We start from the raw sequence: 26,119 nt of genomic DNA, 5'->3' as shown, positions 1-26,119 counted from the left end.
GGCCATTGCTTCCTAATCAAATCACATGAGGCTGCTTCTCGACCTGCCACGTCTGGCCCTGGCTCAGCAGCTTCTGCAAATCGGATTTCTTACCCTCCGCGGCCGCCTTGTTCTGCGCCACGACCGCGCTTTCGAAGGTCGGCGCAGGATCGTCGTAGATCACGCCGAGCGCTACAGGGAAGCCGACCAGCGGCAATTCGACCAGCATGTGCGCGATCGCGCGGTTGGTCTGGTCGTGCACCAGCACGCCTGCCGCCTCCCAATCGCCGTCGACTATATCGACAACTTCGAGCTTCAATTGCTCGCGATTGAGCGCAATGCCTTTGGCGCCGCCTGCAAATAGCAACGGCTTACCATGCTCGACCCACAATTGCCCGGTCGGCGCGTTCGCCTTGTCGGTGAAGGCGGCGAAGATGTCGTCATTGTAGACGATGCAGTTCTGGTAGATTTCGACGAACGCCGCGCCCTGATGCGCATAGGCCGCCTTGAGCACCGTCGGCAGGTTCTTGTGCACGTCGATCCCGCGCGCGACGAATCGCGCGCCGCTGCCGAGCGCGAACGCGCAGGGCTTGGCGGGGTGATCGACCGATCCGAACGGCGTCGAGGGCGAGCGCGTACCCTCACGGCTGGTGGGCGAATATTGCCCCTTGGTCAGGCCGTAAATCTCGTTGTTGAACAGCAGAACCTGGCAGTTCAGGTTCCGCCGCAGCAAGTGCATCGTGTGGTTGCCGCCGATGCTGAGCGCGTCGCCGTCGCCGGTGATGATCCACACGTCGAGCTCTGGATTGGCGAGCTTGACCCCCGTCGCCACCGCCGGCGCTCGGCCGTGGATCGTGTGGAAGCCGTAGGTCTCCATGTAATAGGGAAAGCGCGACGAGCAGCCGATGCCGCTGACGAACACAGTATTCTCCGGTCGCGCGCCGATTTCGGGCATAGTCCGCTGCACCGCCTTCAGGATCGCGTAATCGCCGCAGCCGGGGCACCAGCGTACTTCCTGATCGGTCTCCCAATCCTTGGGCAGCGACTTTTGCGGTGGGGTCATGTCGTTCATGCGAGCATTCCTTCGATCGCCGCCTCGATTTCCGCAATGCGGAACGGCTGGCCCGACACCTTGTTGAGCGGTCTCGCGTCGACAAGATACTGGTCGCGCAGCACGGTCTTGAGCTGGCCCGTGTTCATCTCCGGCACCAACACCTTGTCATAGCCCTTGAGCAGCGCGCCGAGGTTCGCGGGCAGCGGCCAGATGTGGCGGATGTGGATGTGGCTGACGTCCGCACCTTTACGCCGCGCACGCCGCACCGCCTGGTGGATCGGGCCGAAGGTCGAGCCCCAGCCCACCACCGCCAGCTTGCCGCCCTCATTGCCCAGTTCGACCGCTTGGTCGGGCACCTTGATGCCCGCCACCTTGTCGCGGCGGGTGTCGGTCATCGCCTGGTGATTGGCGGGCGAATAGTCGATATTGCCCGTCCCCTGCGCCTTCTCGATCCCGCCGATCCGGTGGAGCAGGCCGGGCGTGCCGGGCTTCACCCACGGCCGCGCGAGCTTGCCGTCGCGGGCATAGGGCTTGAAGCCACCCTCGGGCGCCTCGGTCAGGAATTCGACCGGGAACGGCGTGTAGGCGCTGACCTCTGGCACCTTCCACGGTTCGGCCGCGTTCGCGATGTAGCCGTCGGTCAACAGCATCACCGGGGTCATATATTCGGTGGCGATGCGGCACGCCTCGATCGCCACCTCGAACGCGTCCGCGGGCGAGCGTGCGGCGATCACCGGCATCGGCGCGTCGCCGTTTCGCCCGTAAACTGCTTGATATAAATCGCTTTGTTCAGTCTTTGTGGGAAGTCCCGTCGACGGCCCACCACGTTGCGAATTGACCACCACCAGCGGCAGTTCGGTCATGATCGCCAGCCCTATGGCCTCTCCCTTCAACGCAATGCCCGGCCCCGATGACGACGTCACGCCGAGCTGCCCGGCGTAAGACGCGCCGATGGCGCTGGCGATCGCGGCGATCTCGTCCTCAGCCTGGAACGTGGTGATCCCGAACTCCTTGAGCCGGCTGAGATGATGGAGGATCGCCGAGGCCGGCGTGATCGGATAGCCGCCGAAGAACATCGGGACGTTCGCAAGTTGCGCGCCGGCGACGAGCCCCATCGAGATCGCCTCGGCGCCGGTCACCGTCCGGTAAAGCCCCGGTTCCGCGGGTGCCGCGGCAACGTGATGCTGCTGGAGCGGCCCGGAAATCTCCGCTGTCTCGCCATAGGCATGGCCGGCGTTGATCGCGGCGATGTTCGCTTCGGCCAGCGTCGGGTTCTTCGCGAACTTCGCCTTTAGCCAGTCGACCAGCGGCTGGCGGTCGCGGTCGAACATCCACAGCGCCAGCCCCAGCGTCCACATGTTCTTGCAGCGCAACGCTTCCTTGTTGCCCAGCCCGAACGGCTTCACCGCGTCGAGCGTCAACTGCGAGATGTTGAACGCCAGCACCTGCCACTTGGCCAGGCTGCCGTCATCGATCGGGTTGGCGTCGTACTTGGCCTTGGCGAGGTTGCGCTCGGTGAACTCGCCGCTGTCGGCGATGATCAGCCCGCCCAGCTTCAGGGCATCGACATTGGTCTTCAGCGCCGCAGGGTTCATCGCGACCAGCACGTCGAGCTCGTCGCCCGCCGTCTCGATCGCGGTCGAGCCGAAATTGATCTGGAAGGCGGAGACGCCGAACAGCGTGCCGAGCGGCGCGCGGATCTCCGCCGGGAAATCGGGGAACGTCGCCAGGTCGTTGCCGGCCAGCGCGGTCGACAGCGTGAACTGTCCGCCGGTCAGCTGCATCCCGTCACCGGAATCCCCGGCAAAGCGGACGACAATCGATTCTGCGGGGGGATTGGACGACGCCTCCGTGGGCGTCACTTCGTGGGCGGCGGTCGCCATGTCAGAACTGTTTCCTGCGTCGTGTCGCGGGCTTCTTTATGTGGGGAGCCCCTGCCAGCCAAGGTAGATCGGTTACGCGTCCGTGCAAACCGTTCTTTGCCACCCGGCGGCGAACGCCTGTCCCAGCGTGAGGATCGCGGCGACATGGCGGCGGGCGATCGCCATCACGTCGTCGCCGTAACCGCCGCCCACCGTGCTGGCGACCGGAATGCCCCGATCGATCGCCAGGCGCGCGACGAGTTGCTCGCGGCGAGCCAACCCCTCGTCGGTCAGATTCAGCCGCCCGAGCCGATCTCCACCGAACGGATCGACGCCCGCCTGATAAAGAATCAGATCGGGCCGTTCGGTGTCGAGCATCGGCGAGAGCGTCGACCTCAGCGTCGCGAGATATTCGGCATCGCCGACGCCATCGGCCAGCGGCACGTCGAGTGTCGATCGCGCCTTGCGCACCGGAAAATTCTTCGCGGCGTGGAGCGAATAGGTCGCGATGCCGGGCCGCCCCGCGGTTAGGGCAGCGGTCCCATCGCCCTGATGCACGTCGCAATCGACAATCAGGATGCGATGGCCCTCCTCGCCCAAGCGGATCGCGGCGATTGCGAGGTCGTTGAACACGCAATAACCCGCGCCGGTATCCGCCAGCGCGTGATGACTACCGCCCGCGCTGTTCGCCGCAAAACCTCGCTCGATCGCCAGCCTGGCCGCGAGATACGTTCCGCCCGGCACGATCTGCGCCCGCCCCGCAACCAACTCGTTGACCGGAAAGCCGATCCGCCGCTCCTTCTCGCGCGGGACGCGAGCCTCGATTACCTCCGCGACATAGTCGGGATCGTGCGCCGCCTCGATCCATGCGCGCGGCATTGCCTCCGGCTCGAACCACTCGATCGCGTCGCCCGCCTCGCGCAACAGGTCGCGGATCGCGCCGTTTTTGTTCCATTGATATCCCGATCGTGGCTGGCCCGGCGCGACATAGTCAGGATGATGGACGACCGCGATCATAGGTTTTATTTAGGAACTCACATCACGAGAGGATAGCTGCATGACCGAGCCCTTCGTCCGCCCCGATACGCGTGGATTCCTCGATTATCTGGCGGCGATGCCTGGTCCGAAGATGCACGAGATCGAAGCACCGGCCGCGCGGGCGCTCTATACGATGATGAAGGATGTCGCCGATCCGCCGATCGGCGAGCTGGGCGCAATGCTCGACCTGGCCATTGCCGGACCGGCGGGCGACATTCCCGCTCGCCTGTTCGATCCGCGTGCGAGCCGCGAGCCCGGGCCAGCAGTGGTGTTCTTCCATGGTGGCGGATTCGTGATTGGTGACCTCGATAGCCATGCGAGCTTTACCGCCGAGATGGCGCGCGTGCTCGATCTTCCGGTGATCGCGGTCGATTATCGGCTCGCGCCCGAATTTCCCTGGCCCGCCGCGCCCGACGATTGCGAAGCGGCAGCGCGCTGGGTCGCGGGCAGTCCGGGCGAGATCGGCCGGTCGGTCACGTCTTTGATCCTCGCGGGCGATTCGGCTGGCGGCAACCTAGCGATCGTCACCGCAGCGGCGCTCCGGGACGATCCCGCCGCCGTGCCGGTCATCGCGCAGTTGCCCTTTTATCCGGCGACAGACGCCAGCAAGGAATACCCCTCCTACACCGAATTCGCCGACGGCTATCTGCTGACGAGGGACAGCATGGAGTGGTTCATGGCCGCCTATCAGGGCGAGGTCGACCATATTCGCAGCTCACCGCTGCTCGGCGACCTCGCGGGCATGCCGCCCGCCGTGGTGGTCACTGCCAGCCTCGACCCGATCCGCGACCAGGGCCGCGCCTATGCCGCCGCCCTCGCCCAAGCTGGCGTGCCAGTCGTGTTCCGCGAGGCGAGGGGCAATATCCACGGCTTCATCACGCTTCGGAAGGCAATCCCCTCCAGCATCGGCGACGTGATGGGGGCGCTCGCCGCGCTCAAGGACATCATCGTCGAGGCCGAGGGCGACCGCGTGATGGCTCAGGCCGCCGAGTAGTCGACGGCGTGAGCAAGAATAAAGACCTGCCCTATCGCCCCTGCGCCGGGGTCATGCTGCTGAACGCGGATGGCCTCGCGTTCGCCGGTCAGCGCATCGATACCACGGCCGAGGCGTGGCAGATGCCGCAGGGTGGGATCGATCCGGGCGAGGACGCGCAACAGGCCGCGTTACGCGAACTTGGCGAGGAAATTAGCGTCGCACCCGGCCATGTCGAATTGATCGCCGAAGCCCCCGGCGAATTCTTCTACGACTTGCCCGACGATCTGATTGGCAAGGTGTGGAAGGGAAAGTGGCGCGGGCAACGCCAGAAATGGTTCCTCTACCGTTTCCTGGGCAAGGACACCGACATCAACCTTGCGACTCCCCACCCCGAATTCATGTCGTGGCGCTGGGTCGATCCGTACCAGCTCCCGACGCTGATCGTGCCATTCAAGAAAAAACTCTACGAGGATGTGATCGCGGCGTTTTCGGGACATCTCGAGCGCGCCTGACCCTTGCAAACCCCGTCGCGGCTCTGCACGATGGGCCGAGGAAGCAAGGGGAGTTTCTATGCTTAAGTGGTTAGCGCTGGCGGCAACTTTGTGGGCGATGCCGGCCTCCGCCAAGAACTGGTATCTCGTGGCAACGTCGGAATCGCGGACGACAGCCTATTTCATCGACCGCGACAGCATCGTTACGACGAGCACGTCGCTGCGCCGCGTCACCGCATGGAGCGTGCATTCGACCGACGACAGCGACGGCACCGCATCGCGCGAACTCGTCCTCGAATTCGATTGTGCGAACCCGCGCTACCGCTTCCTTCACCTGACCAGCTACACTGCAAGCCTTACCGTGGTCGCGGACGATGTGGGATCGGGCACTTGGCGTACGGTATCGAGCGGATCGCTCGACGATTCCGCGCGCCAGTTCGCGTGTTCCGGCGGGATCCGTCCCACCAGCGCCAAGAACTATGGCGCGGGCAATCCGTTCAAGGCGGGCCGAGCCGCGCTGAGTGACGGGTCATCGTCTTCGAGTGGCTCGAACGCCTATTCGGGCGGCACCAACAAACACTGATGCTCGATCCCAGGGGTTCACCCTGGGGCCAGACGGGACTAGACGGCGGGGATGGAAATCCCCGCCGTTTCTGATTTGCTCGACCGGCTCGGCGCCGCGCCGATGCTCGGCAACACGCGTGCCTGGGCCGCGATCAACAGCGGGACGCGAAATCTCGCGGGATTGAAAACGATGGCCGGCACGCTGGCGGACGCCTTTTCGGCGCTGCCCGGCGACATCTCGCTGATCAACCCCTCCCCCGCCGAAAGCGTCGCCTCCGACGGCAGCGTTAGCGCAATCGAGCACGGCCGCCACCTCGTCCTGAGCGTCCGGCCTGACGCCGGGGTGCGGATGCTGTTCACCGGGCACATGGACACGGTCTTTCCAGCTGATCATGCCTTTCAGGACCAGCATTTCCTCGACGACAACACGCTCAACGGCCCCGGCGTGGCGGACATGAAGGGCGGCCTCGCGCTGCTGCTCGCGGCGTTGAAGGTGGTCGAGGCGTCGCCGCTCGCGGGCCGGATCGGCTATGACGTGATGATCAATTCGGACGAGGAGACAGGCTCCTTCTCCTCCGCCGCGCTCATCGCCGATCTCGCGCGCGGCAAGGTCGCGGCGCTGACCTACGAACCGGCACTGGCCGACGGCACGCTGGCGGGAGCTCGCGGGGGCACCGGCAATTTCTCGATAGTCGTCCACGGCAAGAGCGCGCACGCCGGGCGCAATCCCGACGACGGCCGCAACGCAATCGTCGCGGCGTCCGACCTCGCGGTCCGATTGTTTTCGGCGAAGCAGGATGAGCTGGCGGTCAACCCGGCGCGGATCGAGGGCGGCGGCCCGAACAATGTCGTGCCTGACCTCGCTATCCTGCGCGTTAACTTTCGCCCTGCGTCGCCCGAAGCGATCGACACCGCGCAGGCCGCGATCGACTCAGCCATCGCCGAAGTTGCTGCTGATCGGGACGTCCGCATCGAACTGCACGGCGGCTTCAACCGTCCACCCAAGCCGATAGATGACGGTGCGGCCAAACTGTTCGCGTTAGTGAAGGAAAGCGGCGCCGACCTCGGCCTGGAAATCGGATGGAAGGCTACCGGCGGGGTTTGCGACGGCAACAATATCGCCGCCGCCGGTGTCCCGGTGGTCGACACGATGGGTGCCCGCGGCGGCGCGATCCACTCGACCGACGAGTTCCTGCTGATCGACAGCTTGCCCGAACGCGCCGCCTTGTCGGCGCTGACCGTTCTAAAAATCGCCGAAAAGGGGGGATTGTGAGTTTCCGTATCCGCGCCGCGAATGAGGGCGATGTCGACCATCTCTACGAAATGGCGAAGCTGACTGGCGGCGGCTTCACCAACTTGCCCGCCGATCGCCGCGCGCTCAAGAAACGCCTCGCCGTCAGCAGCGCCGCGTTTGACCGCGACAGCGATGAACTAGGCGACGACGTGTTCGTGCTGATGCTGGAGAATGTCGAGACCGGCGAGGTGCGCGGCACGTGCCAGATGTTCAGCCAGGTCGGCACCAGCCACCCCTTCTATTCCTATCGCATGGGCACGTTGTCGCAGCAGAGCGAGGAGCTCGGCCGCACCTTCCGCGCCGAGATGCTGAGCCTGACAACCGATCTGGAAGGATCGAGCGAGGTCGGCGGGCTGTTCCTCCATCCCGGCGAGCGAGCGGGCGGGCTCGGGATGCTGCTTGCGCGCAGCCGCTACCTGTTCATCGCGATGCACCGCCCGCGCTTCGCCGACCGCATCCTGGCGGAATTGCGCGGAATCATCGACGAGGCGGGTGGGTCGCCGTTCTGGGATGGACTTGCGGGGCGTTTCTTCGGGATGAACTTCCAGGACGCCGACCGTTTCAACGCGACGCACGGTCACCAGTTCATCGCCGACCTGTTCCCCAAGCATCCGATCTATGTCGCGATGCTGACCGAGAGCGCGCGGTCGGTGATCGGCCTCCCCCACCCATCCGGCCGTGCCGCCATGCGGATGCTGGAGAGCGAGGGATTCGCGTTCGAGAAATATATCGACATCTTCGACGGCGGCCCGACCATGACCGCGCATACCGACCGCGTGAAGAGTATCGCGGACGCGAAAACCGCGTCGGTGGTGGCGGCGGACGATGACGGCGGCGAGCGAGTGCTTGCGGCGACTGGACATCTCGCCGGCTTCCGATGCGCCTTCGCCAAACTGCGTGAGGCAGGGGGCGGCGTGGTGATCGATCGCACCGCGGCGGCGGCGCTCGGCATCGGTGAGGGCGACCGGATTACCTATATCGGTCGCGCGTGATGCTGGTCGAAATCAACTTCGACGGAATCGTCGGGCCGAGCCACAATTATGCCGGCCTTAGCCCCGGAAACCTGGCCGCGACGTCGAATGCCGGCATGACGTCACGCCCGCGCGAGGCAGCGCTGGAGGGCGTGGCGAAGATGCGCGCCAACCTGGCGCTCGGGCTGACGCAGGGCATCCTCCTCCCCCATGATCGTCCCGACGATCGCTGGCTGACGAGCCTCGCAACCACCTATGCCGACGCTCCGCATCACTTGCAGGCGCAAGCGCTGTCCGCATCGCCGATGTGGGCGGCGAACGCTGCGACCGTCTCGCCCGCACCCGACGCGAGCGACGGTCGATGCCACCTGACCGTCGCCAACCTCGTCACGATGGCGCATCGCAGCCACGAATGGCCCGAGACTCTGGCCCAGCTCCGCCTCGCCTTCGCCGACCCGGTCTTCGCGGTGCATGAGCCGATCCCCGCCCCGTTCGGCGACGAGGGCGCCGCCAACCATATGCGTTTGTGCGAGCATCACGGCGCGCCGGGTGTCGAGATCTTCGTCTATGGCGAAAGCGGCGGTCGCTTCCCCGCCCGCCAGCGCCGCGAATCGTCGGAAGCGGTCGCCCGCGCCCACCGGCTCGACCCCGCGCGCACGATCTTCGCCCAGCAATCGGTCGCCGCGATCGCCGCAGGCGCTTTCCACAACGACGTCGTCGCGGTCGCCAACGAGCGCGTGCTGTTCGCGCATGAACTGGCGTTCGAGGACAAGCGTGGCCTCTACGCCGACATCGCCCGCGTCGCGCCCTGGGCCGAAATCGTCGAGGTGCCCGCCGATCGCGTCAGCCTGGCCGACGCGATCTCGTCCTATTTATTCAACGCGCAACTGGTCACCCTGCCCGACGCGACGATGGCGCTGATCGTCCCCGGTGAGGCGCGCAACAATGCGGCGGTCTGGTCTTGGCTGCGGGAGATGCTTTCCGGCAACGGCCCGATCCGCCGGGTCGAGGTGGTCGATGTCCGCCAATCGATGCGCAACGGCGGCGGCCCGGCGTGCCTGCGCCTGCGCGTCGTCGCCGATTCCGCGACAGTCGACCCTCGCTTCCTGATCGATGACGCCAAGCTCGATCGCATCGCTGCCGTGATAGAAGCGCACTGGCCCGAGGAAATCGCGATCGACCGGATAGGCGACCCCGCGCTGATCGAGCAGATCCGCGCCGCACGTTCAGCCTTGCTCAAGGAACTGGAAATCGTCGGATTAACTTACAGGTAACCATATTTGTTAACGCGGAACGACGCTTTTCCGCGGCTGGCATGGTCCATGCTTAAATCGCGTATATGTGGACCAAGATCGCCCGGCTGTTCGTCATCAAGACCAAGTTCGAGGCGTTCCTGATCATCTATGGCCTCGGCACGGGCGCCGTCGAGCGCGGGATGCACTATCTGCATCAATATCCCGGGGCGGGCGGCTGGATGCTGTTCGCGGTGTGCCCGATCGCCGTGTTCATGGCCGGCGCGCGGATACTGGAATCGGTGGAGCGCAGCGGCGGGGCCTAACTTCCCGATAGGCACGGGACATCGCCAATTCGTGCAAACGCTCTCAAACGAAATCCCGCGTTCCGAGCCTTCTCGTCATGCCGGACTTGATCCGGCATGACGAAGAATTAGATCACCACCACCGATCGGGCCGCGCGGTAAATCCCGCCCGCTCCTCGATCGCGAGGCCTGCGTTCAGCACGCCCTGCTCGTCGAGCGCCTTGCCGATCACCTGCAAGCCTAACGGCAGGCCCTGCTTGTCCAGTCCGCCCGGCACCGACATCGCGGGCAGCCCGGCCAGGCTCGACGGCACCGTGAAGACGTCGTTGAGGTACATCGCAATCGGATCGGCAGACTTCTCGCCCAGCGCGAACGCCGCGGAGGGCGCGGTCGGGGTCAGGAGCAGGTCGCACGACTTCCACGCCTCGTCGAAATCGCGGGCGATCAGCGTGCGGACCTTCGAAGCCTGTGTGAAATACGCGTCGTAAAACCCTGCCGACAAAACATATGTGCCGATCAGGATGCGGCGCTTGACCTCAGCGCCGAAGCCTTCCGCGCGAGTCGCGGCGTACATCTCCTGCAAGTTCGCTCCATGGGGCAAGTCGCGGAGACCATATCGCACGCCGTCATAGCGCGCGAGGTTCGACGACGCCTCCGCGGGCGCAATGATGTAATAGGCCGGCAGCGCATATTTGGTGTGGGGCAGCGACACCTCGACCACCTCCGCGCCCGCGTCCTTCACCCAGTCGATGCCCCGCTGCCACAGCGCCTCGATCTCCGCGGGCATGCCATCGACGCAATATTCCTTCGGAATACCGATCCGCTTGCCCTTCAGACTGGCGTTGAGTCCCGCTTCCCACTTGGGCACGTCGAGCTGCAGGCTGGTCGAATCCTTCGCGTCGAACCCGGCCATCGCCTCGAGCATGATCGCGCAGTCGCGCACGTCGCGCGCCATTGGCCCGGCCTGGTCGAGGCTGGAGGCGAACGCCACCACGCCCCAGCGCGAGCAGCGGCCATAGGTGGGCTTGATCCCCGAAATGCCGGTGAAGGCGGCGGGCTGGCGGATCGAGCCGCCGGTGTCGGTGCCGGTCGCGGCAGGGCACAGCCGAGCGGCGATCGCCGCCGAGCTGCCCCCCGACGACCCGCCCGGCGCGAGCGGCGCGTTGCCGCCGTCGCTGCGCCGCCACGGGCTGATCACGTTGCCGAAATAGCTGGTCTCGTTCGACGAGCCCATCGCGAACTGGTCCATGTTGAGCTTGCCCAACATGCCCGCGCCTGCATCCCACAGGTTTTGCGATACGGTCGATTCGTATTCGGGCTTGAACCCTTCGAGGATGTGGCTGGCCGCGGTCGAGGCCACGCCCTTGGTGCAGAACAGGTCCTTCATGCCGATCGGCACGCCCGCGAGCGGCTTGAGATCCTCGCCCTTGGCGCGCGCATCGTCGGCGGCCTTGGCGGCGGCGAGCGCGTGGTCGGGGGTTTCGACCAGGAAGGCGTTGAGCGTCCTGGCCCTGGCGACCTGCGCATTGAACGCCTCCGCCACGTCGGTTGCGGAGAAGGTGCCGGCGCGCACGCCGTCACGGATGGCGGCGACGCCGAGATCGGTGAGGTCAGCCACTATTCGATCACCTTCGGCACGGTGAAGAAGCCATGTTCGGCCTGCGGCGCGTTCGCCAGCACGGCATCACGCTTGCCCCCGGCGGTCAGCGGATCGGCATCGACCACATCGCCGCGCAGGCGCAGGTGATTGGGGATCACAGCCGTCATCGGCGCGACGCCCGACGTATCGACCTCGCCAAGCCGTTCGATCCAGCCCAGAATATTGTCGAGTTCGGGCGCGATCTTCGCGACCTCCTCATCGGTAATCGCGATGCGGGCGAGGCTCGCGATCTTCTTCACGGTTGCGGCGTCTACGGACATGGCTGCGCGGCTACCGGCCAAGCGCCGAGATTGCAACCGCCACGGCCTTCGGGCACGGCGGCGGTATGGCCCGCAAATTCCTCTACGCCGTCATCATCCTGATAGTGCTGTTCATGGTCGCCGGCGGCTTGCTCTTCTATTTCCAGAAGGAGCTGATGAAGCTGGCGCTCGTGCCTGGCGAGAGCTTTCAGGGCGGCCCCACCACGCCGGTCGAACGCTATGCGAAGGCCGACATGTGGTACGCGCGGCCGGGAATCGCGAACAATCCGGCGCTGTGGACCCCGGCCGATTTCAAGCCGGGCGACAAACCCTTGGCGGCGGTGTTCTTCATCCACCCCACGTCGTACATCGACCGCGCGCACTGGAACGCGCCGCTCGACGATCAGCGCGCCGATGAATATGCGCGCGTGTTCCTGAAAGGCCAGGCATCGGCGTTCAACGAGGTCGGCGAGGTGTGGGCGCCGCGCTATCGCCAGGCGACGTTTGGCGCGTTCCTGACCAGCCAGAAGGACGCCGAGCAAGCGCTCGATTTCGCTTATCGGGATGTGCTCGCCGCATTCGACGAGTTCCTGAAGGAAGTCGGCCCGGACCGCCCGATCATCCTCGCCGGGCATAGCCAGGGCGCGCTTCATCTCGAACGGATCCTGCGCGAACGCGTCGCGCGCAAGCCGCTCGCGAAGCGCATTGTCGCGGCATACGTCGTCGGCTGGCCGATCTCCAAAACTGCCGATCTGCCCGCGCTCGGCCTGCCCGAATGCGCCGCTGCCAGCCAGAGTGGCTGCATCCTGTCATGGCAGGCCTATGCCGAGCCCGCCGATCCGTCGCAGGTGCTCGAGATATTCGACGCGACCACCGGTTTCGACGGCCAGCCGCGCAAGGACAGCGCGATGGTCTGCACCAACCCGATTACCGGCGTCGCGAACGGTGCGGCGGAAGCGAAGGACAATCTCGGCACGCTGATCCCGACCAAGGCGCTCGACAACGCGCAACTCGCCAAGCCGGGCGTACCAGCGGCGTGCACCGGACGCGGCATCCTCAGCATCGGTTCGCCGATCGACCTGGGCGGCTACGTACTGCCGGGGAATAATTATCACGTGTTCGACTATTCCTTGTTCTGGGCGAATGTGCGCGCGGACGCGATGCGGCGGTTCACGGCGTTTACCTCCCCGTCCCCAGCCCCGGCCAAACCGTGATCACCGAAGATCGCATGGCCTATCGCGCCGCCTTGCCCGATGGCGGGCGATTGCTCGGGCTGGATGTCGGTACCAAGACCATCGGCACGGCGCTATGCGACGCCGGCTGGAGCTTCGCCAGTCCCGCCGAACTGATCCGCCGCACCAAATTCTCCAAGGACAAGGCCGCCCTCGTGACGCTGATCGCCGCGCAGGCGGTCAAAGGGCTGGTGATCGGCCTCCCCCTCAACCTCGACGGCAGCGACAGTCCCCGCACGCAATCTACTCGCGCATTTGCGCGCAACCTCATCGACCTCGGCCTGCCGATCATGCTGTGGGACGAACGCTGGTCGACCCAAGCGGTCGAGCGTCAGATGATCGCCGAGGATCTGTCGCGCGCGAAACGAGCCGAGCGCGTCGACAAAATCGCCGCGAGCTATATCCTTCAGGGAGCGATCGACGCGCTGACGACCGCCTAATTATTTGCGATGGGCGCGCAGCACTTCCACCGCAACCCAGGCGAATGCCGCGATATGAACGGCCAGCCAGCATAACAGGAACGTGCTCATCAGCGGCGATTTGGCATCGGCTGGCCGCTGTTCGCGCGCGCGTAAATCGCGGTTGAGACCACTTCGTAAGATAGGCGGCGGCACGCTGGCGCGGATCACGCCAAAACGGCTACGGTTTGTGCAAGCCCTGCACCGGCGCGCCGAGCAGAGCATTGCGTCCTTCCGCCGCCCGTCGAATGAGTTCACGCGGCGAACTGAAATAGGCCATCGGTGTCATCCCCATGAACGCCTTGAAGTCGCGGTTGAAGTGCGCCTGGTCGTAATATTGCGAATCGATCAGCTTGCCGATCGGCTGGTCGAGCACATCGCGCACCTTCGCCAGCGTGCGCAGGAACCGCTGGCGGCGGAGCAACCGCACCGGCGAGAAGCCGAATACCGTGCTGCACAGACGGTGCAGCGTGCGCTGCTCCATATCCACCGCTTCGGCCAGGTCGGCGACTTGATCCACCTTCCCCGCCATCAACGCCTGCTGTACCCTGATGACGGCATCATGGTGCCGGATCGCAGTGGGTTTTCGCTCCGTCAGGAGAGCATCGAGGATCTCGACTATCGCGGCGTCGTTTCGTGCAGCTATCAGGCGCTCGCGGATTTCCTCGCCGACCACGCCGAGTTCATTGTCGAGCGGGGAAATCGCGTTCGCCGCCTTCGACGCGTCTTTGGCGATCAGCCCCAGCCAGCCCAGTGGTGTCAGTCCTACCCCGATCATGGTTCCGCCCTGGCTGTCCAACCTCCGAGTGCGATCGGTAGGCCCGAAAATCATGGCGGGTGCCGGGGGCGGCGCCATATCGTCGCCCGTCGGGCTTCCGAACCGTATATCGCCCCGTAACAGGAAGCGGAGGTTGCCCCATTCCGGGTGCGCAAAGTCGGCCAGCGGCCCGGGCGCATCGACAGCATAATATGAGGTGACAAGCGGTCGCAACGCCTCCGCCGGCAGGTAAAAACGGACGTCGGGCGCGAGACGTCCGGGTGCAGCCTGTTCTGTCATTGATTCCCCCACCGCTGCTTTGTCCAAAAACCGTCGTGAAGGAAACCCCACAAAACCTTGATTGCGATCAATATCCTTTCGCGCCTTGCGCGCACGCGCCGCGCGGTCTAGGCGACGGCTTTAATGCAAGCATCGGATCACCGCCCCGCAGCCCTTATCCAGGGTGGCGCCGTCTTCCCGCACGGGCATCTGACGGGCATCGACGGACTCCAGCCGCATGAGATCGCGTTCCTGCTCGACGAGGCCGAGCAATGGATCGCGGCGAACCGCGGGCATGCCAAGCCCGACAAGCGGCTGGCAGGCCTGACCCTTATCAACGCCTTCTTCGAGAACTCGACGCGGACTCTGCTGTCGTTCGAGATCGCCGGAAAACGGCTGGGCGCCGATGTGGTCAACATGGCCGTCGCGCAATCGAGCGTGAAGAAGGGCGAGACGCTGATCGACACAGCGATGACGCTTAACGCGATGCGCGCGGACGTTATCGTCATCCGCCACGCCTCATCTGGCGCCGTGCGGCTGATCGCCGACAAGGTCGACTGTCCGGTTCTCAACGCCGGCGACGGCAGTCACGAACATCCGACTCAGGCCCTGCTCGATGCGCTGACGATTCGGCGTCGGCGCGGATCGATCGCGGGGCAGCGCGTAGTGATCTGCGGCGACATCCTGCATAGTCGAGTCGCGCGGTCGAACATCCTGGCGCTAACTGCGCTCGCCGCCGAGGTGCGTGTGGTCGCGCCCGCGACACTGATGCCCGCCGCGATCGAGCGGACAGGGGTCACAGCCTATGCCGATTTCGACGCGGCGCTCGAAGGCGCGGACGTGGTGATGATGCTGCGCCTCCAGAACGAGCGGATGTCGGGGGCGTTCATCCCGTCCACCCGTGAGTTCCACATGCGCTATGGGTTGACGGTCGAACGGCTGGCACGTGCGAAGCCCGGCGCCTTGGTGATGCACCCCGGCCCGATGAACCGCGGCGTCGAGATCGATTCGGTCGTCGCCGACGGCGTGCAATCGGCGATCACCGAACAGGTCGAAATGGGCGTCGCAGTGCGGATGGCATGCCTCGACGTCCTGACCCGGCGCGCGCGCGGCGTGGAGGACTGGGCATGACCGCGCTCCGCTTCGTCAACGCGCGGATCGTGCGGCCCGATGGTGCAGAGCCGGGCGAGCTTCACGTCCGCGACGGCGTGATTGTCGACTCCCCCGCCCCCGGCGCCCTAACGATCGACTGCGGCGGCAAGACGCTCGCGCCCGGCATCGTCGATCTCGGCGTGTTCGCGATCGACCGCGAGGCGTTCCGCGCTGGCGGGATCGTTCGCGTCGGGTTGATGCCCGATCAGTCGCCGGTGCTCGATGGGCCGGGTCTGGTGCAACGGGCCTCGCTGATCGGCAAGCCGCTTCTGTGGATCCACCCGATCGCGGCGGCGACCAAGGGCTTGGAGGGCGTCGACCTCGCCGAAATGGCCATTATGCAAAGCGCGGGCGCCAAGGCCGTGTCGACCGGCCGCCGCTGGATCGCAGATTCGGGCGTGATGCGGAAGGTGCTGGCCTACGCCCGCGACCTCGACTTGGCGGTGATCGCGCATGCCGAGGATGGAGGGCTGACCGAGGGCAAGGTCGCGACCGAAGGCGAAACCGCGACGCGGCTCGGCCTGCCCGCCGCTCCCGCGATCGCCGAGGCGCTGGCGATAGCGCGCGACGTTGCGCTAGCGGAGGAAACGCGCGCGCGGCTGCACATACGCCAAGTAACGACGGCCGCCGGGTTCGATCTCGTTCGCGCCGCCAAGCGCCGCGGCGTACGCATTACGTGCGGAATCACCCCCGCCCACCTCCTGTTGTCCGACAACGCGATGAGCGATTTCCGCACCTTCGCGCATCTGTCTCCACCGTTGCGCGACGAAGGCGATCGTCAGGCCGCACTGTCGGCGGTCAGGGACGGTACGGTCGACGTTCTGTGCTCGGGCCACGACCCTCGCGGCCCGGAGGAGAAGCGCCTGCCTTTTGCCGATGCCGCCGAAGGCGCGTCGGGGGCAGAGACATTGCTCGCGCTGAGCCTGTCGCTGGAATTGCCGATCGACCGCCTGTTCGCGCTGCTCGCCGCCAATCCGGCAAGGGTGCTCGGCCTCGACACTGGCATACTCCGACCGGGACTGCCTGCCGACTTGGTTCTGCTCGACGAAACCGCGCCCTGGCAAATCAAGGGCGACGCCATGACGGCGAGAGCCGGCAACACGCCGTTCGACGGACTGCCGGCTCAGGGAAAGGTACTCCGCCTGTGGAAGGGCGGAGCCGAAATTCTGGCTTAGCTTATTTCTTCGTCCAGGCGGCGGCGGTGTCGCCAGCGGCCGTGCGAATGAAACACTTCCCGCCCTTAGCACGATAGCTCGAGCACAGGCGCTTGGCGCCCGCTTCGTCGAAGCCACCGACCGACAGGCGGTAGAAGGTCTTGCCGCCGACGGTGATCGGCATGCCCTGGGGCGCGTAGCCCGAGAAATTGCGTGAAGCCCGCGCCCAGCCATCGCGAGCGACGCCCGCGCTGTCATAGGCGCCGAGCTGGACAACATAGTTGCCCTTCCCGACGACGGGCTTCACGACCTTGGCGGCACCCGGGGTGGTAGTGGTTGCGACCAGGGGTTTGACGAAATTCTTCGACTTGACCGGTGACACCGCGACGCCCGGCTGGAGCGGCGGAGTCACGACAGCCTTGACCGGCAGCGGCTGTACGACTTCGGCACGCGGGCCAAACACGACAGCAGGTTTGGCGGGCTGCGGCGCGACGAACGCCGCGACGACGGCGGCCGGCGGCGTCGGCGCAGACTCGACCACCGGGGCCGGTGCTACAGGAACCGGTGCGACGGCGGCAACGGCGACGATCGGAGTGGCGGCGTTGAGCGCCAGCGCGACCGGCTGACCCGGATCACTCACCGGCGTCACGCCCAGCAGCGACGCGACCTGATCGGCGCGGCCGGTCGGGCGCGCGAACGCCGCCCATTCCTCGATCCGCTTGTCGGTTTCGGTCGGCGACAGGTCCATGCCCGCGACAACCTTGGCGTCTTGCCAGCGACCGCCCAGCGCGAGGCTGAGCGCCAGGTTCTGGCGCAGCTTGGCGTCCGCGCCCGGCTGGCGCGCAATCGGCAGCATCAGGTTGACTGCGGCGGCTGGATCGCCCGCCAGCGCCATCGCGAGACCGCGATCGCTGACCGGGATCGACCGGGCATTGCTATCGAGCGTGCTCCGCGCGCCCTGCCAGTCGCCCTCGGCGATCTGCGCGAGCGCGAGATTGAGCGCTACCTTGCCGTCACCCGGCGAGATGCTGAGCGAATCCTTGAGCGCGGTGCCGGCAGACTCGAAACGCCCTGCCATCAGGTAAGCCTGACCGAGGAGCGCGCGATATTCGGCAGATTGCGGCTGTTCGCCGACCGCCAGTTCGGCGTAGCGGACCGCATCGTCGGCATTGCGCTTGGCGATCGCCTTCGACGCCTTGGCGGCATCGTCGCGCGCCGCGGCGGCGAGTTGCGCAGGAGTGCGTTCACCCGCGGTCGCAACGCCGTGAATCACGCCGCCGAACGCGAGACATAGCGCCAGCGCCGAAAGGCTCGCGTTCAGCCGGATGCTCTTCATCTCAAAGACCCCCATCAACCCTTGGCCCGAACCGGCACCTGGCGCGCCAGGTCGTCGACTTCGGGAATGCTTGCCAAAAACACATCGAGCGCTTCGGTCACCAGTTGTTGCGCCGACCGGCCGCTCAGCGCACTCGCGAGGCGCAGGCGGAGGTGGCGATCCTCGTCTAGGCGGAGCGTGAACGCCGCCTTCGCCTTGTGTCGCGTCTCGCGCGCCAGCCGGTTGGCCGTCGCGACGGATACGGGACGGCGAACGATCGACACGACTTCCGCTGCCCCAGGTTCGAATTCAGGTTCGAACACCGGCGGCGCCGGCGCCTCGATCGCGATCTGATGATCGTCGGCGACCGCATCGATCACCGGCGGTTCGAATTCTTCCTTGAGCTGGCGACGCTGCGCCAGGACCGGCGGCACGCCTTCGGGCGGCGCGACGATCTCGTTCTCGTGGGTCGGGTGAACCTCGGCGGCCGGCTCGGGCACATGGCCCATGTCGTTCCAGCCCAGATCTTCTAGCCCGCCCGCCAGCGACGCGTATCCGCCGGTAAAGCCCTGGGGCCGCATGGCCGGCTTCGCCTGTCCCTTGCGCGCCAGCAGGCCCGAGGACAGGGAGGCGAAAGGCTTGGGTTCGCTCATGGTCATCGCGTCCCCCCTCAGCCCAGCACGCGGCGACCGAAGCCGCCACCCGCTGCGGGACGCTGCATGCCGAACGTCGACGGCACGCTGGTCGGCGCGGCAAAGACGGTCCGGCGGAAATTCTTTTCCAAGCGATCGGCGATATAGGCCCACAATTCGCGCACTTCCTGCGCCGATCGGCCGTTGGGATCGACTTCCATCACGGTGCGGCCGTCAATCATCGAGGCGGCGAAATCGGTACGATGGTGGATCGTGATCGGGGCGACGGTGCCGTGCTGCGACAATGCGACAGCGGCTTCGCTGGTGATCTTGGCCTTGGGCGTCGCGGCGTTCACGACGAATATCAGCGGCTTGCCGGCGCGCTCGCACAGATCGACCGTGGCGCCGACGGCGCGCAAATCATGTGGCGACGGACGCGTCGGGATGACGATGAGTTCGGCGACCTGAATGACGCTCTGGATCGCCATCGTGATCGCCGGCGGCGTGTCGATCACCGCCATCTTGAAGCCTTGCTGGCGCAAGATTTCGAGATCTGCGGCGAGACGCGCGACGGTCGTCTGCGCGAACGCCGGATATTCGTCCGTGCGTTCGTTCCACCAATCGGACAGCGACCCCTGCGGGTCGATGTCGATCAGCACGACGGGGCCGGCCCCGGCGAGCTGTGCCTGAACGGCCAGGTGACCAGACAGCGTCGTCTTGCCCGATCCGCCCTTCTGCGATGCCATCGCGAGAACGCGCATTGATCCTGTAACTCCCCGCTATTCAACGACGAGTTGCCATGGCGGGGCCTAAGAACCGGTTAACGCGGGCGTTATGAAATCGCAGGGTGCCGACGCATCCTGAACGAAATCTTTGCCATTCGGGCCGTAGGGAGCATTATGAAATCTCTGGATGGGGTGAGCAAGATGCGAGCACTGATCGGCGCTGCGGCGCTTTCCGTTGCGATCGTGGCGGGCATGCCGGCGCTGGCCGATACCAAGGCCGGCGTGGATGCATGGAACCGCGGCGATTACCCGACCGCTGTCGCCGAATGGCGCAAGGCGGCGATCGCGGGCGACGCCGACGCGCAGTTCAACCTGGGCCAGGCCTATAAGCTCGGGCGCGGCGTGCCGGTCGACTTGCCGATGGCGGAGAGCTGGTACCGCAAGGCGGCGTTGCAGGGGCACTCGCAGGCCGAGGACAATTACGGCCTAGCGCTGTTTCAGGAGGGCAAGCGGGACGAGGCGGTGCCGTGGCTGGAGAAAGCCGTCGCGCGGGGCGAACCGCGGGCGCAACTCGTACTCGGCACGATGCTGTTCAACGGCGACGGGGTGCAGCGCGACTGGGTGCGGGCCTATGCCTTGCTGCAGCGGTCGTCGGCGGCGGGCCTGCCGCAAGGATCGCAGACGCTGGCCGAAATGGACAAATACATCCCCGACGCCCAGCGCCAGCAGGGCATCGCGCTCGCGCGGCAATACGAACAGCAGGTCGGACGCCCCGGCTATCCGCCCGAAGTGGCTGGTGGTGGTGACAACACTCGCCCGAGCATCGGCACGATCGACGTACCCCCGAGCAATCCCGGCGCATCCTATCCGCCACCCGCCGGTCCGCCCAAGGGCAATCCGCCAAAGGCCAAGCCACCAGTCGTCGCGGTCGCCTCGTCCCCCCCGGCCAAGCCCGATCCGCGCCCGATCGCCGCACCGCCGGCCCCGCCACAACCCGCGCCCAAGCCCGCTCCTGCCGCGACGACGGGCGGCTGGCGCGTCCAGCTGGGCGCGTTCGGCGATCCCAACAACGCGCGTAAATTGTGGGCAGAGGTGGCTCCGCGCTTCCCCGGCCACCAGGCAAGCTTCGTGAAGGCAGGTTCCCTGACCAAGGTGCTGGTGGGACCGTACAAGTCGAAGTCCGAAGCGGCGAGCGCGTGCGGCACGGTCAAACCTTGCGTGCCGGTGGCTCCGTAACCAACCCGGAACCCTAATCCAGCGCCACGCTAGTAAGGGCCGGACTAACGGTTCTATTGAGCCGTCACCCAATCCTTCCGTGCATAGCCCTGCGCGAACAGCAGCGCCGAGAGGTCGCCATGATCGATCCGCGCATCCGCTGCCTCGGCAACGACGGGCTTGGCGTGATAGGCGACGCCCAGCCCCGCCTGCGTGATCATCGCGAGGTCGTTGGCGCCGTCGCCGACCGCGAGCGTTTCCTCCGGCGACAGGCCGAGGTCGAGGATCGCTTCGGCCAGCGTGGCAAGCTTGGTGGACGCATCGACGATCGGTTTCCTGACCGCGCCGCTGAGCTTGCCGTCCACGACCTCCAGCACGTTGGCGATCGCACGGTCGAAGCCGATCTCTCGCGCGACCGGCTCCGCAAAACGCGTGAAGCCGCCCGACACCAGGATCGCGGTCGCGCCGTGGCCACGCATCGTCCGCACCAGTTCGCGCGCGCCCGGCATGACCCTGACTCGCTCAGCCAGGCAGCGATCGATGACGCTCTCGTCCATTCCGCGTAGCAAGGCAACGCGTGCATCGAGCGCTTGCCCGAAATCCATCTCGCCCCGCATCGCCGCTTCGGTGACCAGCGCGACCTCGGCCTTGATCCCCGCATAGTCGGCCAGTTCGTCGATGCATTCGACGGTGATCATCGTCGAATCCATGTCGGCGACGATCAGCTTCTTGCGGCGATGCTCCGCCGGCTGAACGATGACGTCATAGCCCTGCCCCTCCAGCGCCATTCGTGCCGCCGCGGGATCGCGCGCAAACTCGACGTCGCACGCCTCGCCCGGCTCGACCCACACATTGGCGACCGGCAGGCAGCCCGCCGCGTCCAGACGGTCGTGCGCCACGGACACCTCGCCCTTCGGCAATGCGGCGGCTATCAGCGTCGCGATGAACAAGCCCAGTCTCCCGAAAGTGGCGCTCATCGCAGGGCCGACCGCAAGCGGCAAGTCCGCGCTCGCGCTGATGCTCGCGGAAAAGCATGGCGGCACGATCATCAACGCCGACAGCGCGCAGGTCTATCGCGACTTGCGGATCGTCACCGCGCGCCCGTCGGCGGCCGAGGAGGCGCGCGCGCCGCACCGGTTGTTCGGGCATGTCGATGCCGCCGACACCGGTTATTCCGCGGCGCGCTGGGCGTCGGAGGCTCGGGAGGCGATCGACGCGGCGGTGGCGGCGGGCAGCCTGCCGATCCTGGTCGGTGGCACCGGTCTGTATCTGCGTACGCTGATCGACGGCATTGCGCCGGTGCCCGAAATCAATCCGGCGATCCGCACCGAGATCCGCGCGATGTCAGTGAGCGACGCTTTTGTCGCACTCCAGGCCGACGACCCCGAACAGGCCGCTAGACTCAACCCGGCCGATACCACCCGCATCGCCCGCGCGCTCGAGGTGATCCGTTCGACCGGCCGCTCGATCGCGGTGTGGCGCACCGAGCGCGTCGGCGGGATCGGCGAGCGGATTGATCTGCGCGCGCTGATCCTCCTCCCGCCGCGTGAGTGGCTCAACGATCGGATCGACCGGCGCTTCGCCGCCATGGTCGATGACGGCGCCATGACCGAAGTCGCCGCCTTGATCGCGCGCGAGGACGTGCCGCTCGACGCGCCTGTCCGCCGCGCGATCGGCCTGCCCGAACTCGCCGCCGCCTCGCTGGGCACGATCACGCTCGGCGACGCGATCGAGCGCGCCAGCGTCGCCACCCGCCAATATGCCAAGCGCCAATACACGTGGTTCCGCAATCAGCCGCCAGCCGACTGGACACGAACGGTCGAGACAGATAATTTCATTCGTATTGATGAAATAGACATAAGATGATTCAAATGTAGGTTGACGCGTAGTTTTCATACCTCTATCGCCCCGCGACCGTATTATTGTTGCGTATGCGAAGAAAGGAGTCCCGACCGTGGCCGAAAAGAGTGGAGCCGATATCCTGATCGAGGCGCTGTGCGATCTCGGCGTGGAGGTCGTGTTCGGCTATCCCGGCGGCGCCGTGCTCCCGATCTACGACGCTATCTTCAAGCAGAAGCGGATTCGCCACATCCTCGTCCGTCACGAACAGGCGGCGACGCATGCGGCGGAGGGCTATGCGCGCTCGACCGGCAAGCCCGGCGTCGTGCTCGTCACCTCCGGCCCAGGCGCGACCAATGCGGTGACCGGGATCACCGACGCGCTGATGGATTCGATCCCGATGGTCGTCATCACGGGTCAGGTCCCCACCGCGCTGATCGGCACCGACGCGTTCCAGGAGGCCGACACGGTCGGCATCACGCGCCACTGCACCAAGCACAATTATCTGGTGAAGGACCCGTCGAAACTCGGCGCGACGATCCACGAGGCGTTCCATATCGCGACCTCGGGCCGCCCCGGTCCGGTCGTGATCGACATTCCAAAGGACGTGCAGGTCGCGACCTCGAAATACATCAGGCCCGGCCCGATCCAGCACAAGACCTATCGCCCGCAGGTCAAGGCTGACCCGGCGCTGATCGAGCAGGTGGTCGACATGCTTGCCGCGGCCGAGCGTCCGATTCTCTACACCGGCGGCGGGGTCATCAACGCCGGCCCCGGCGCGTCGCAACTGCTGCGCGAACTGGCGAGAATCACCGGCGCGCCCGTCACCTCCACGCTCATGGGCCTCGGGGCCTTCCCCGCTTCGTCCGATCAATGGCTCGGCATGCTCGGCATGCACGGCACGTACGAAGCCAATTGGGCGATGAACCAAGCCGATCTGATCGTCGCGCTCGGCGCGCGGTTCGACGATCGCGTGACCGGCCGGCTCGACGCCTTCGCGCCCAACGCGCGCAAGGTCCATATCGATATCGACCGCTCCAGCATCAACAAGACGGTGCGGATCGACCTCGCGGTGGTCGCCGATGTCGGCCATGCGCTGGAGGACATGGTCCGCATCTGGAAGGCGCGCCAGCATCCCAAGCCCGACACCGCCGAATGGTGGCGGCAGATCGACGGCTGGCGCGCGGTGAAGTCGCTCGATTTCCCCGAAGCCGATCCCAGGTCGATCATGCCGCAACGCGCGATCCGCGCGCTGTGGGAGGCGACGCACAAGCAATCGCCGATCATTACCACCGAAGTCGGCCAGCACCAGATGTGGGCCGCGCAGCATTTCGGGTTCGAGGGGCCGAACAAATGGCTGACCTCGGGCGGGCTCGGCACGATGGGCTATGGCCTGCCCGCGGCGATCGGCGCGCAACTCGGCAATCCAAAGGCGCTGGTCATCGACATAGCCGGCGAAGCATCGATCCAGATGAACATTCAGGAACTGGCGACCGCGACCCAGTATCGCCTGCCGGTCAAGATTTTCATCCTCAACAACGAATATATGGGCATGGTCCGTCAGTGGCAGGAGCTGACCTATGAAAGCCGCTACGCCGAAAGCTATTCGGACTCTCTGCCCGATTTCGTGAAGCTGGCCGAAGCCTATGGGTGGAAGGGCATCCGCATCGAGGAGCGGTCGCAGCTCGACGCGGGCATCGCCGACATGCTCGCTTATGACGGCCCGGTGATGGTCGATTGCCGCGTCGCGCAGCTCGCCAATTGCTTCCCGATGATCCCGTCGGGCGCGGCGCACACCGACATGATCCTGCAGGCGGGCGAAGTCTACGGCACGATGGACGACGAGGCGAAGGCGCTGGTCTGATGCACATCAAGGAAGAAGCCATCGAGCGCCACACGCTGGCGGTGATCGTCGACAACGAGCCGGGCATCCTGGCGCGGATCGCCGGGCTGTTCACCGCGCGCGGCTACAATATCGAGAGCCTGACGGTGAGCGAGATCACCGAGGACAAGGCGGTCAGCCGCATCACCATCGTCACGTCGGCCAGCCCGCACGTTCTCGAACAGATCGTCGCGCAGCTCGACCGGCTGGTGCCGGTGCACAAGGTCCACGACCTCACGACAGAGGGCGACCATGTCGAGCGCGAACTGGCGCTGGTGAAGGTTCGTGGAACCGGGGAGCAACGCATCGAAGCGCTCCGCCTTGCCGAAGTCTACCGCGCGCGCGTGGTGGACGCGACGATTTCGAGCTTCGTGTTCGAAGTCACCGGCGGGACGGAGAAGATCGACAAGTTCGTCGAGCTGATGCGCGAAGTCGGCCTGATCGAGGTCGCGCGCACCGGCATCGTCGCCATTTCGCGGGGCAAGGACGCCGCGTAACACCGATTTCAACCACTACCCGTCACCCCGGACTCGATCCGGGGTCCCGCTAACTCGAAACGCGGGAAGAAGCGGGATCCCGGCTCAAGGCCGGGATGACGAGCAAAAAAGGGAGCTACCAATGCGTGTCTATTACGATCGCGATGCCGATCTGAACCTGATCACCAACAAGAAGATCGCGATCGTCGGCTATGGTTCGCAGGGGCACGCCCATGCCCAGAACCTGCGCGACAGCGGGGTGAAGGACGTCGCCATCGCGCTGCGCGAAGGATCGGCCACCGCCAAGAAGGCGATCGACGCCGGGTTCGCGGTCAAGTCGAACAAGGAAGCGGCACAATGGGCCGACATCCTGATGATCCTCGCCCCCGACGAACACCAAGCCGCGATCTGGGAAAACGACCTCAAGGGCAACATGAAGCCCGGCAGTGCGATCGCCTTCGCCCACGGCCTCAACGTCCATTTCGGGCTGATCGAGCCGCCCGCCGACATCGACGTCATCATGATCGCGCCCAAAGGCCCCGGCCACACCGTGCGCAGCGAATATGTCCGCGGCGGCGGCGTCCCCTGCCTGATCGCGGTGCACCAGGACGCGAGCGGCAACGCGCATGAGGTGGCGCTCGCCTATGCCTCGGGCGTCGGCGGCGGCCGTTCGGGCATCATCGAGACCAATTTCCGCGAGGAATGCGAGACCGACCTGTTCGGCGAGCAGGCGGTTTTGTGCGGCGGCATCACCCACTTGATCCAGGCAGGGTTCGAGACGCTAACCGAGGCGGGCTACGCGCCGGAAATGGCCTATTTCGAGTGCCTCCATGAGACCAAGCTGATCGTCGACCTGCTCTATGAGGGCGGCATCGCCAACATGCGCTATTCGATCAGTAACACCGCCGAGTACGGCGACATCACCACGGGCCCGCGGATCATCACCGACGAGACCAAGGCCGAGATGAAGCGTGTGCTCGCCGACATCCAGTCGGGACGGTTCGTGAAAAACTTCGTGCTCGACAACCGCGCCGGCCAGCCCGAGCTGAAAGCCTCGCGCAAGGCGGCCGCCGCGCATCCGATCGAGAAGGTCGGCAGCGAACTGCGCGCGATGATGCCGTGGATCGGTGCCAACAAGCTGGTGGACAAGGAGAAGAATTGAGGCGCAGCGCGGCGGGCCGCGACGCCCGCCTGACTCGCCCGGGTCGGCCGACGCGGCGAGCCGGTGTACACGAATCGGCTTTGCAGTGTCCGACGCGCCCGTGGGGTGACCGCCCGTGACGAGGCCGCTAAGCTGCACCCGTAACGATCCACCGGAGTTGTTGATGCGCTGCCCTG

Annotated in this window: 26 protein-coding genes; 16 read left to right on the top strand and 10 right to left on the bottom strand. The window is 65.9% G+C overall.

The features are described from left to right. Positions 1-16: 16 nt before the first annotated feature. From J0J06_RS04505 to J0J06_RS04495, 3 genes are all read right to left on the bottom strand, one after another. Positions 17-1,051 (bottom strand): 2-oxoacid:ferredoxin oxidoreductase subunit beta, encoded by a 1,035-nt coding sequence (locus J0J06_RS04505; protein ID WP_294040142.1) that lies wholly within the window; start codon positions 1,049-1,051, stop codon positions 17-19. Then, positions 1,048-2,916 (bottom strand): 2-oxoacid:acceptor oxidoreductase subunit alpha, encoded by a 1,869-nt coding sequence (locus tag J0J06_RS04500; protein WP_294040141.1) that lies wholly within the window; start codon positions 2,914-2,916, stop codon positions 1,048-1,050. Before J0J06_RS04500 ends, J0J06_RS04505 begins: the two co-directional genes overlap by 4 nt. A gap of 72 nt (positions 2,917-2,988) precedes the next feature. Then, entirely contained in the window at positions 2,989-3,912 is a 924-nt protein-coding gene (locus tag J0J06_RS04495; RefSeq protein ID WP_294040140.1) for a histone deacetylase, read from the bottom strand. A gap of 40 nt (positions 3,913-3,952) precedes the next feature. Here J0J06_RS04495 and J0J06_RS04490 point away from each other — a divergent pair, with 40 nt between their 5' ends. The 7 genes from J0J06_RS04490 to J0J06_RS04460 all read left to right on the top strand — a co-directional run bounded on the left by J0J06_RS04490 (position 3,953) and on the right by J0J06_RS04460 (position 9,787). Continuing rightward, complete coding sequence (locus tag J0J06_RS04490) at positions 3,953-4,927, top strand: alpha/beta hydrolase (protein WP_294040139.1); 975 nt, start codon at positions 3,953-3,955, stop codon at positions 4,925-4,927. A gap of 8 nt (positions 4,928-4,935) precedes the next feature. Next, positions 4,936-5,421 carry an RNA pyrophosphohydrolase gene (locus J0J06_RS04485; protein ID WP_294040138.1) on the top strand — a complete coding sequence of 162 codons (486 nt, stop codon included), beginning with the start codon at positions 4,936-4,938 and terminating at the stop codon, positions 5,419-5,421. A 58-nt stretch (positions 5,422-5,479) separates the two neighbouring features. Next, complete coding sequence (locus tag J0J06_RS04480) at positions 5,480-5,983, top strand: surface-adhesin E family protein (protein WP_294040137.1); 504 nt, start codon at positions 5,480-5,482, stop codon at positions 5,981-5,983. Between the two features lie 51 nt (positions 5,984-6,034). Then, the gene (locus tag J0J06_RS04475; RefSeq protein WP_294040136.1) at positions 6,035-7,237 is read left to right on the top strand and encodes a hydrolase; all 1,203 of its coding nucleotides are present in this window, start codon (positions 6,035-6,037) and stop codon (positions 7,235-7,237) included. Continuing rightward, positions 7,234-8,250 (top strand): arginine N-succinyltransferase, encoded by a 1,017-nt coding sequence (locus J0J06_RS04470; protein ID WP_294040135.1) that lies wholly within the window; start codon positions 7,234-7,236, stop codon positions 8,248-8,250. The genes J0J06_RS04475 and J0J06_RS04470 overlap by 4 nt, the downstream gene beginning before the upstream one ends. Continuing rightward, positions 8,250-9,503 (top strand): N-succinylarginine dihydrolase, encoded by a 1,254-nt coding sequence (locus tag J0J06_RS04465; protein WP_294040832.1) that lies wholly within the window; start codon positions 8,250-8,252, stop codon positions 9,501-9,503. Before J0J06_RS04470 ends, J0J06_RS04465 begins: the two co-directional genes overlap by 1 nt. A gap of 65 nt (positions 9,504-9,568) precedes the next feature. Then, the gene (locus J0J06_RS04460; protein WP_294040134.1) at positions 9,569-9,787 is read left to right on the top strand and encodes a hypothetical protein; all 219 of its coding nucleotides are present in this window, start codon (positions 9,569-9,571) and stop codon (positions 9,785-9,787) included. Positions 9,788-9,899: 112 nt separating this feature from the next. Here J0J06_RS04460 and gatA read toward each other — a convergent pair whose 3' ends face one another. Both gatA and gatC read right to left on the bottom strand, forming a co-directional pair. Continuing rightward, entirely contained in the window at positions 9,900-11,384 is a 1,485-nt protein-coding gene (gatA, locus tag J0J06_RS04455; RefSeq protein WP_294040133.1) for an Asp-tRNA(Asn)/Glu-tRNA(Gln) amidotransferase subunit GatA, read from the bottom strand. Continuing rightward, positions 11,384-11,686 carry an Asp-tRNA(Asn)/Glu-tRNA(Gln) amidotransferase subunit GatC gene (gene gatC / locus J0J06_RS04450; RefSeq protein WP_294040132.1) on the bottom strand — a complete coding sequence of 101 codons (303 nt, stop codon included), beginning with the start codon at positions 11,684-11,686 and terminating at the stop codon, positions 11,384-11,386. Before gatC ends, gatA begins: the two co-directional genes overlap by 1 nt. 65 nt (positions 11,687-11,751) lie before the next feature. Here gatC and J0J06_RS04445 point away from each other — a divergent pair, with 65 nt between their 5' ends. Both J0J06_RS04445 and ruvX read left to right on the top strand, forming a co-directional pair. Beyond that, on the top strand, positions 11,752-12,879 hold the full coding sequence (locus J0J06_RS04445; protein WP_294040131.1) for a DUF3089 domain-containing protein: 1,128 nt from the start codon (positions 11,752-11,754) through the stop codon (positions 12,877-12,879). After that, positions 12,876-13,337, top strand: a complete 462-nt coding sequence (gene ruvX, locus J0J06_RS04440; RefSeq protein ID WP_294040130.1) for a Holliday junction resolvase RuvX — start codon at positions 12,876-12,878, stop codon at positions 13,335-13,337. Before J0J06_RS04445 ends, ruvX begins: the two co-directional genes overlap by 4 nt. Positions 13,338-13,536: 199 nt before the next feature. Here ruvX and J0J06_RS04435 read toward each other — a convergent pair whose 3' ends face one another. Further along, a complete protein-coding gene (locus tag J0J06_RS04435) occupies positions 13,537-14,133 on the bottom strand; it encodes a helix-turn-helix domain-containing protein (RefSeq protein WP_294040129.1) in 597 nt (198 codons plus the stop codon). 402 nt (positions 14,134-14,535) lie between these two features. Here J0J06_RS04435 and J0J06_RS04430 point away from each other — a divergent pair, with 402 nt between their 5' ends. Beyond that, entirely contained in the window at positions 14,536-15,522 is a 987-nt protein-coding gene (locus J0J06_RS04430; protein WP_294040128.1) for an aspartate carbamoyltransferase catalytic subunit, read from the top strand. Continuing rightward, a complete protein-coding gene (locus tag J0J06_RS04425) occupies positions 15,519-16,718 on the top strand; it encodes a dihydroorotase family protein (RefSeq protein WP_294040127.1) in 1,200 nt (399 codons plus the stop codon). Before J0J06_RS04430 ends, J0J06_RS04425 begins: the two co-directional genes overlap by 4 nt. Before the next feature lies 1 nt (position 16,719). Here J0J06_RS04425 and J0J06_RS04420 read toward each other — a convergent pair whose 3' ends face one another. Genes J0J06_RS04420 through J0J06_RS04410 form a run of 3 tightly spaced genes read right to left on the bottom strand, consistent with a single transcriptional unit; the run spans position 16,720 to position 19,405 of the window. Further along, positions 16,720-18,033, bottom strand: a complete 1,314-nt coding sequence (locus J0J06_RS04420; protein WP_294040126.1) for a tetratricopeptide repeat protein — start codon at positions 18,031-18,033, stop codon at positions 16,720-16,722. Positions 18,034-18,047: 14 nt separating this feature from the next. Beyond that, the gene (locus J0J06_RS04415; protein ID WP_294040831.1) at positions 18,048-18,665 is read right to left on the bottom strand and encodes a hypothetical protein; all 618 of its coding nucleotides are present in this window, start codon (positions 18,663-18,665) and stop codon (positions 18,048-18,050) included. Between the two features lie 17 nt (positions 18,666-18,682). Then, the gene (locus tag J0J06_RS04410; protein ID WP_294040125.1) at positions 18,683-19,405 is read right to left on the bottom strand and encodes a ParA family protein; all 723 of its coding nucleotides are present in this window, start codon (positions 19,403-19,405) and stop codon (positions 18,683-18,685) included. 138 nt (positions 19,406-19,543) lie between these two features. Here J0J06_RS04410 and J0J06_RS04405 point away from each other — a divergent pair, with 138 nt between their 5' ends. Further along, on the top strand, positions 19,544-20,605 hold the full coding sequence (locus J0J06_RS04405; RefSeq protein WP_294040124.1) for an SPOR domain-containing protein: 1,062 nt from the start codon (positions 19,544-19,546) through the stop codon (positions 20,603-20,605). A gap of 53 nt (positions 20,606-20,658) precedes the next feature. Here the strand turns inward: J0J06_RS04405 and serB are convergent, their stop codons facing one another. After that, entirely contained in the window at positions 20,659-21,534 is an 876-nt protein-coding gene (serB, locus tag J0J06_RS04400; RefSeq protein WP_294040830.1) for a phosphoserine phosphatase SerB, read from the bottom strand. Between serB and miaA the strand changes: the two genes are divergently transcribed. The 4 genes from miaA (at position 21,527) to ilvC (ending at position 25,943) form a co-directional block, all read left to right on the top strand. After that, positions 21,527-22,450, top strand: coding sequence for a tRNA (adenosine(37)-N6)-dimethylallyltransferase MiaA (gene miaA, locus J0J06_RS04395; protein WP_294040123.1), 924 nt, complete (start codon positions 21,527-21,529; stop codon positions 22,448-22,450). The genes serB and miaA overlap by 8 nt on opposite strands. Positions 22,451-22,538: 88 nt before the next feature. Further along, entirely contained in the window at positions 22,539-24,287 is a 1,749-nt protein-coding gene (locus J0J06_RS04390) for an acetolactate synthase 3 large subunit (protein ID WP_294040122.1), read from the top strand. Beyond that, complete coding sequence (gene ilvN, locus J0J06_RS04385; protein WP_294040121.1) at positions 24,287-24,802, top strand: acetolactate synthase small subunit; 516 nt, start codon at positions 24,287-24,289, stop codon at positions 24,800-24,802. The genes J0J06_RS04390 and ilvN overlap by 1 nt, the downstream gene beginning before the upstream one ends. A gap of 121 nt (positions 24,803-24,923) precedes the next feature. Next, positions 24,924-25,943, top strand: coding sequence for a ketol-acid reductoisomerase (gene ilvC, locus J0J06_RS04380; RefSeq protein ID WP_294040120.1), 1,020 nt, complete (start codon positions 24,924-24,926; stop codon positions 25,941-25,943). The last annotated feature ends 176 nt before the right edge of the window (positions 25,944-26,119 follow it).

It is taken from the genome of Sphingomonas sp. (assembly GCF_017304615.1).
Classification (GTDB): Bacteria; Pseudomonadota; Alphaproteobacteria; order Sphingomonadales; family Sphingomonadaceae; genus Sphingomonas.
This window is presented reverse-complemented; position numbering and strand designations above follow the sequence as displayed.

Excerpts from the sequence above, each read along its gene's own strand:
- J0J06_RS04505 (WP_294040142.1), bottom strand. The coding sequence starts at position 1,051 with ATGAACGACATGACCCCACCGCAAAAGTCGCTGCCCAAGGATTGGGAG.
- J0J06_RS04500 (WP_294040141.1), bottom strand. The coding sequence starts at position 2,916 with ATGGCGACCGCCGCCCACGAAGTGACGCCCACGGAGGCGTCGTCCAAT.
- J0J06_RS04495 (WP_294040140.1), bottom strand. The coding sequence starts at position 3,912 with ATGATCGCGGTCGTCCATCATCCTGACTATGTCGCGCCGGGCCAGCCA.
- J0J06_RS04490 (WP_294040139.1), top strand. The coding sequence starts at position 3,953 with ATGACCGAGCCCTTCGTCCGCCCCGATACGCGTGGATTCCTCGATTAT.
- J0J06_RS04480 (WP_294040137.1), top strand. The coding sequence starts at position 5,480 with ATGCTTAAGTGGTTAGCGCTGGCGGCAACTTTGTGGGCGATGCCGGCC.
- J0J06_RS04475 (WP_294040136.1), top strand. The coding sequence starts at position 6,035 with ATGGAAATCCCCGCCGTTTCTGATTTGCTCGACCGGCTCGGCGCCGCG.
- J0J06_RS04465 (WP_294040832.1), top strand. The coding sequence starts at position 8,250 with ATGCTGGTCGAAATCAACTTCGACGGAATCGTCGGGCCGAGCCACAAT.
- J0J06_RS04460 (WP_294040134.1), top strand. The coding sequence starts at position 9,569 with ATGTGGACCAAGATCGCCCGGCTGTTCGTCATCAAGACCAAGTTCGAG.
- gatC (WP_294040132.1), bottom strand. The coding sequence starts at position 11,686 with ATGTCCGTAGACGCCGCAACCGTGAAGAAGATCGCGAGCCTCGCCCGC.
- J0J06_RS04445 (WP_294040131.1), top strand. The coding sequence starts at position 11,752 with ATGGCCCGCAAATTCCTCTACGCCGTCATCATCCTGATAGTGCTGTTC.
- J0J06_RS04435 (WP_294040129.1), bottom strand. The coding sequence starts at position 14,133 with ATGATCGGGGTAGGACTGACACCACTGGGCTGGCTGGGGCTGATCGCC.
- J0J06_RS04430 (WP_294040128.1), top strand. The coding sequence starts at position 14,536 with ATGCAAGCATCGGATCACCGCCCCGCAGCCCTTATCCAGGGTGGCGCC.
- J0J06_RS04425 (WP_294040127.1), top strand. The coding sequence starts at position 15,519 with ATGACCGCGCTCCGCTTCGTCAACGCGCGGATCGTGCGGCCCGATGGT.
- J0J06_RS04420 (WP_294040126.1), bottom strand. The coding sequence starts at position 18,033 with ATGAAGAGCATCCGGCTGAACGCGAGCCTTTCGGCGCTGGCGCTATGT.
- J0J06_RS04415 (WP_294040831.1), bottom strand. The coding sequence starts at position 18,665 with ATGAGCGAACCCAAGCCTTTCGCCTCCCTGTCCTCGGGCCTGCTGGCG.
- J0J06_RS04410 (WP_294040125.1), bottom strand. The coding sequence starts at position 19,405 with ATGCGCGTTCTCGCGATGGCATCGCAGAAGGGCGGATCGGGCAAGACG.
- J0J06_RS04405 (WP_294040124.1), top strand. The coding sequence starts at position 19,544 with ATGAAATCTCTGGATGGGGTGAGCAAGATGCGAGCACTGATCGGCGCT.
- miaA (WP_294040123.1), top strand. The coding sequence starts at position 21,527 with ATGAACAAGCCCAGTCTCCCGAAAGTGGCGCTCATCGCAGGGCCGACC.
- ilvN (WP_294040121.1), top strand. The coding sequence starts at position 24,287 with ATGCACATCAAGGAAGAAGCCATCGAGCGCCACACGCTGGCGGTGATC.
- ilvC (WP_294040120.1), top strand. The coding sequence starts at position 24,924 with ATGCGTGTCTATTACGATCGCGATGCCGATCTGAACCTGATCACCAAC.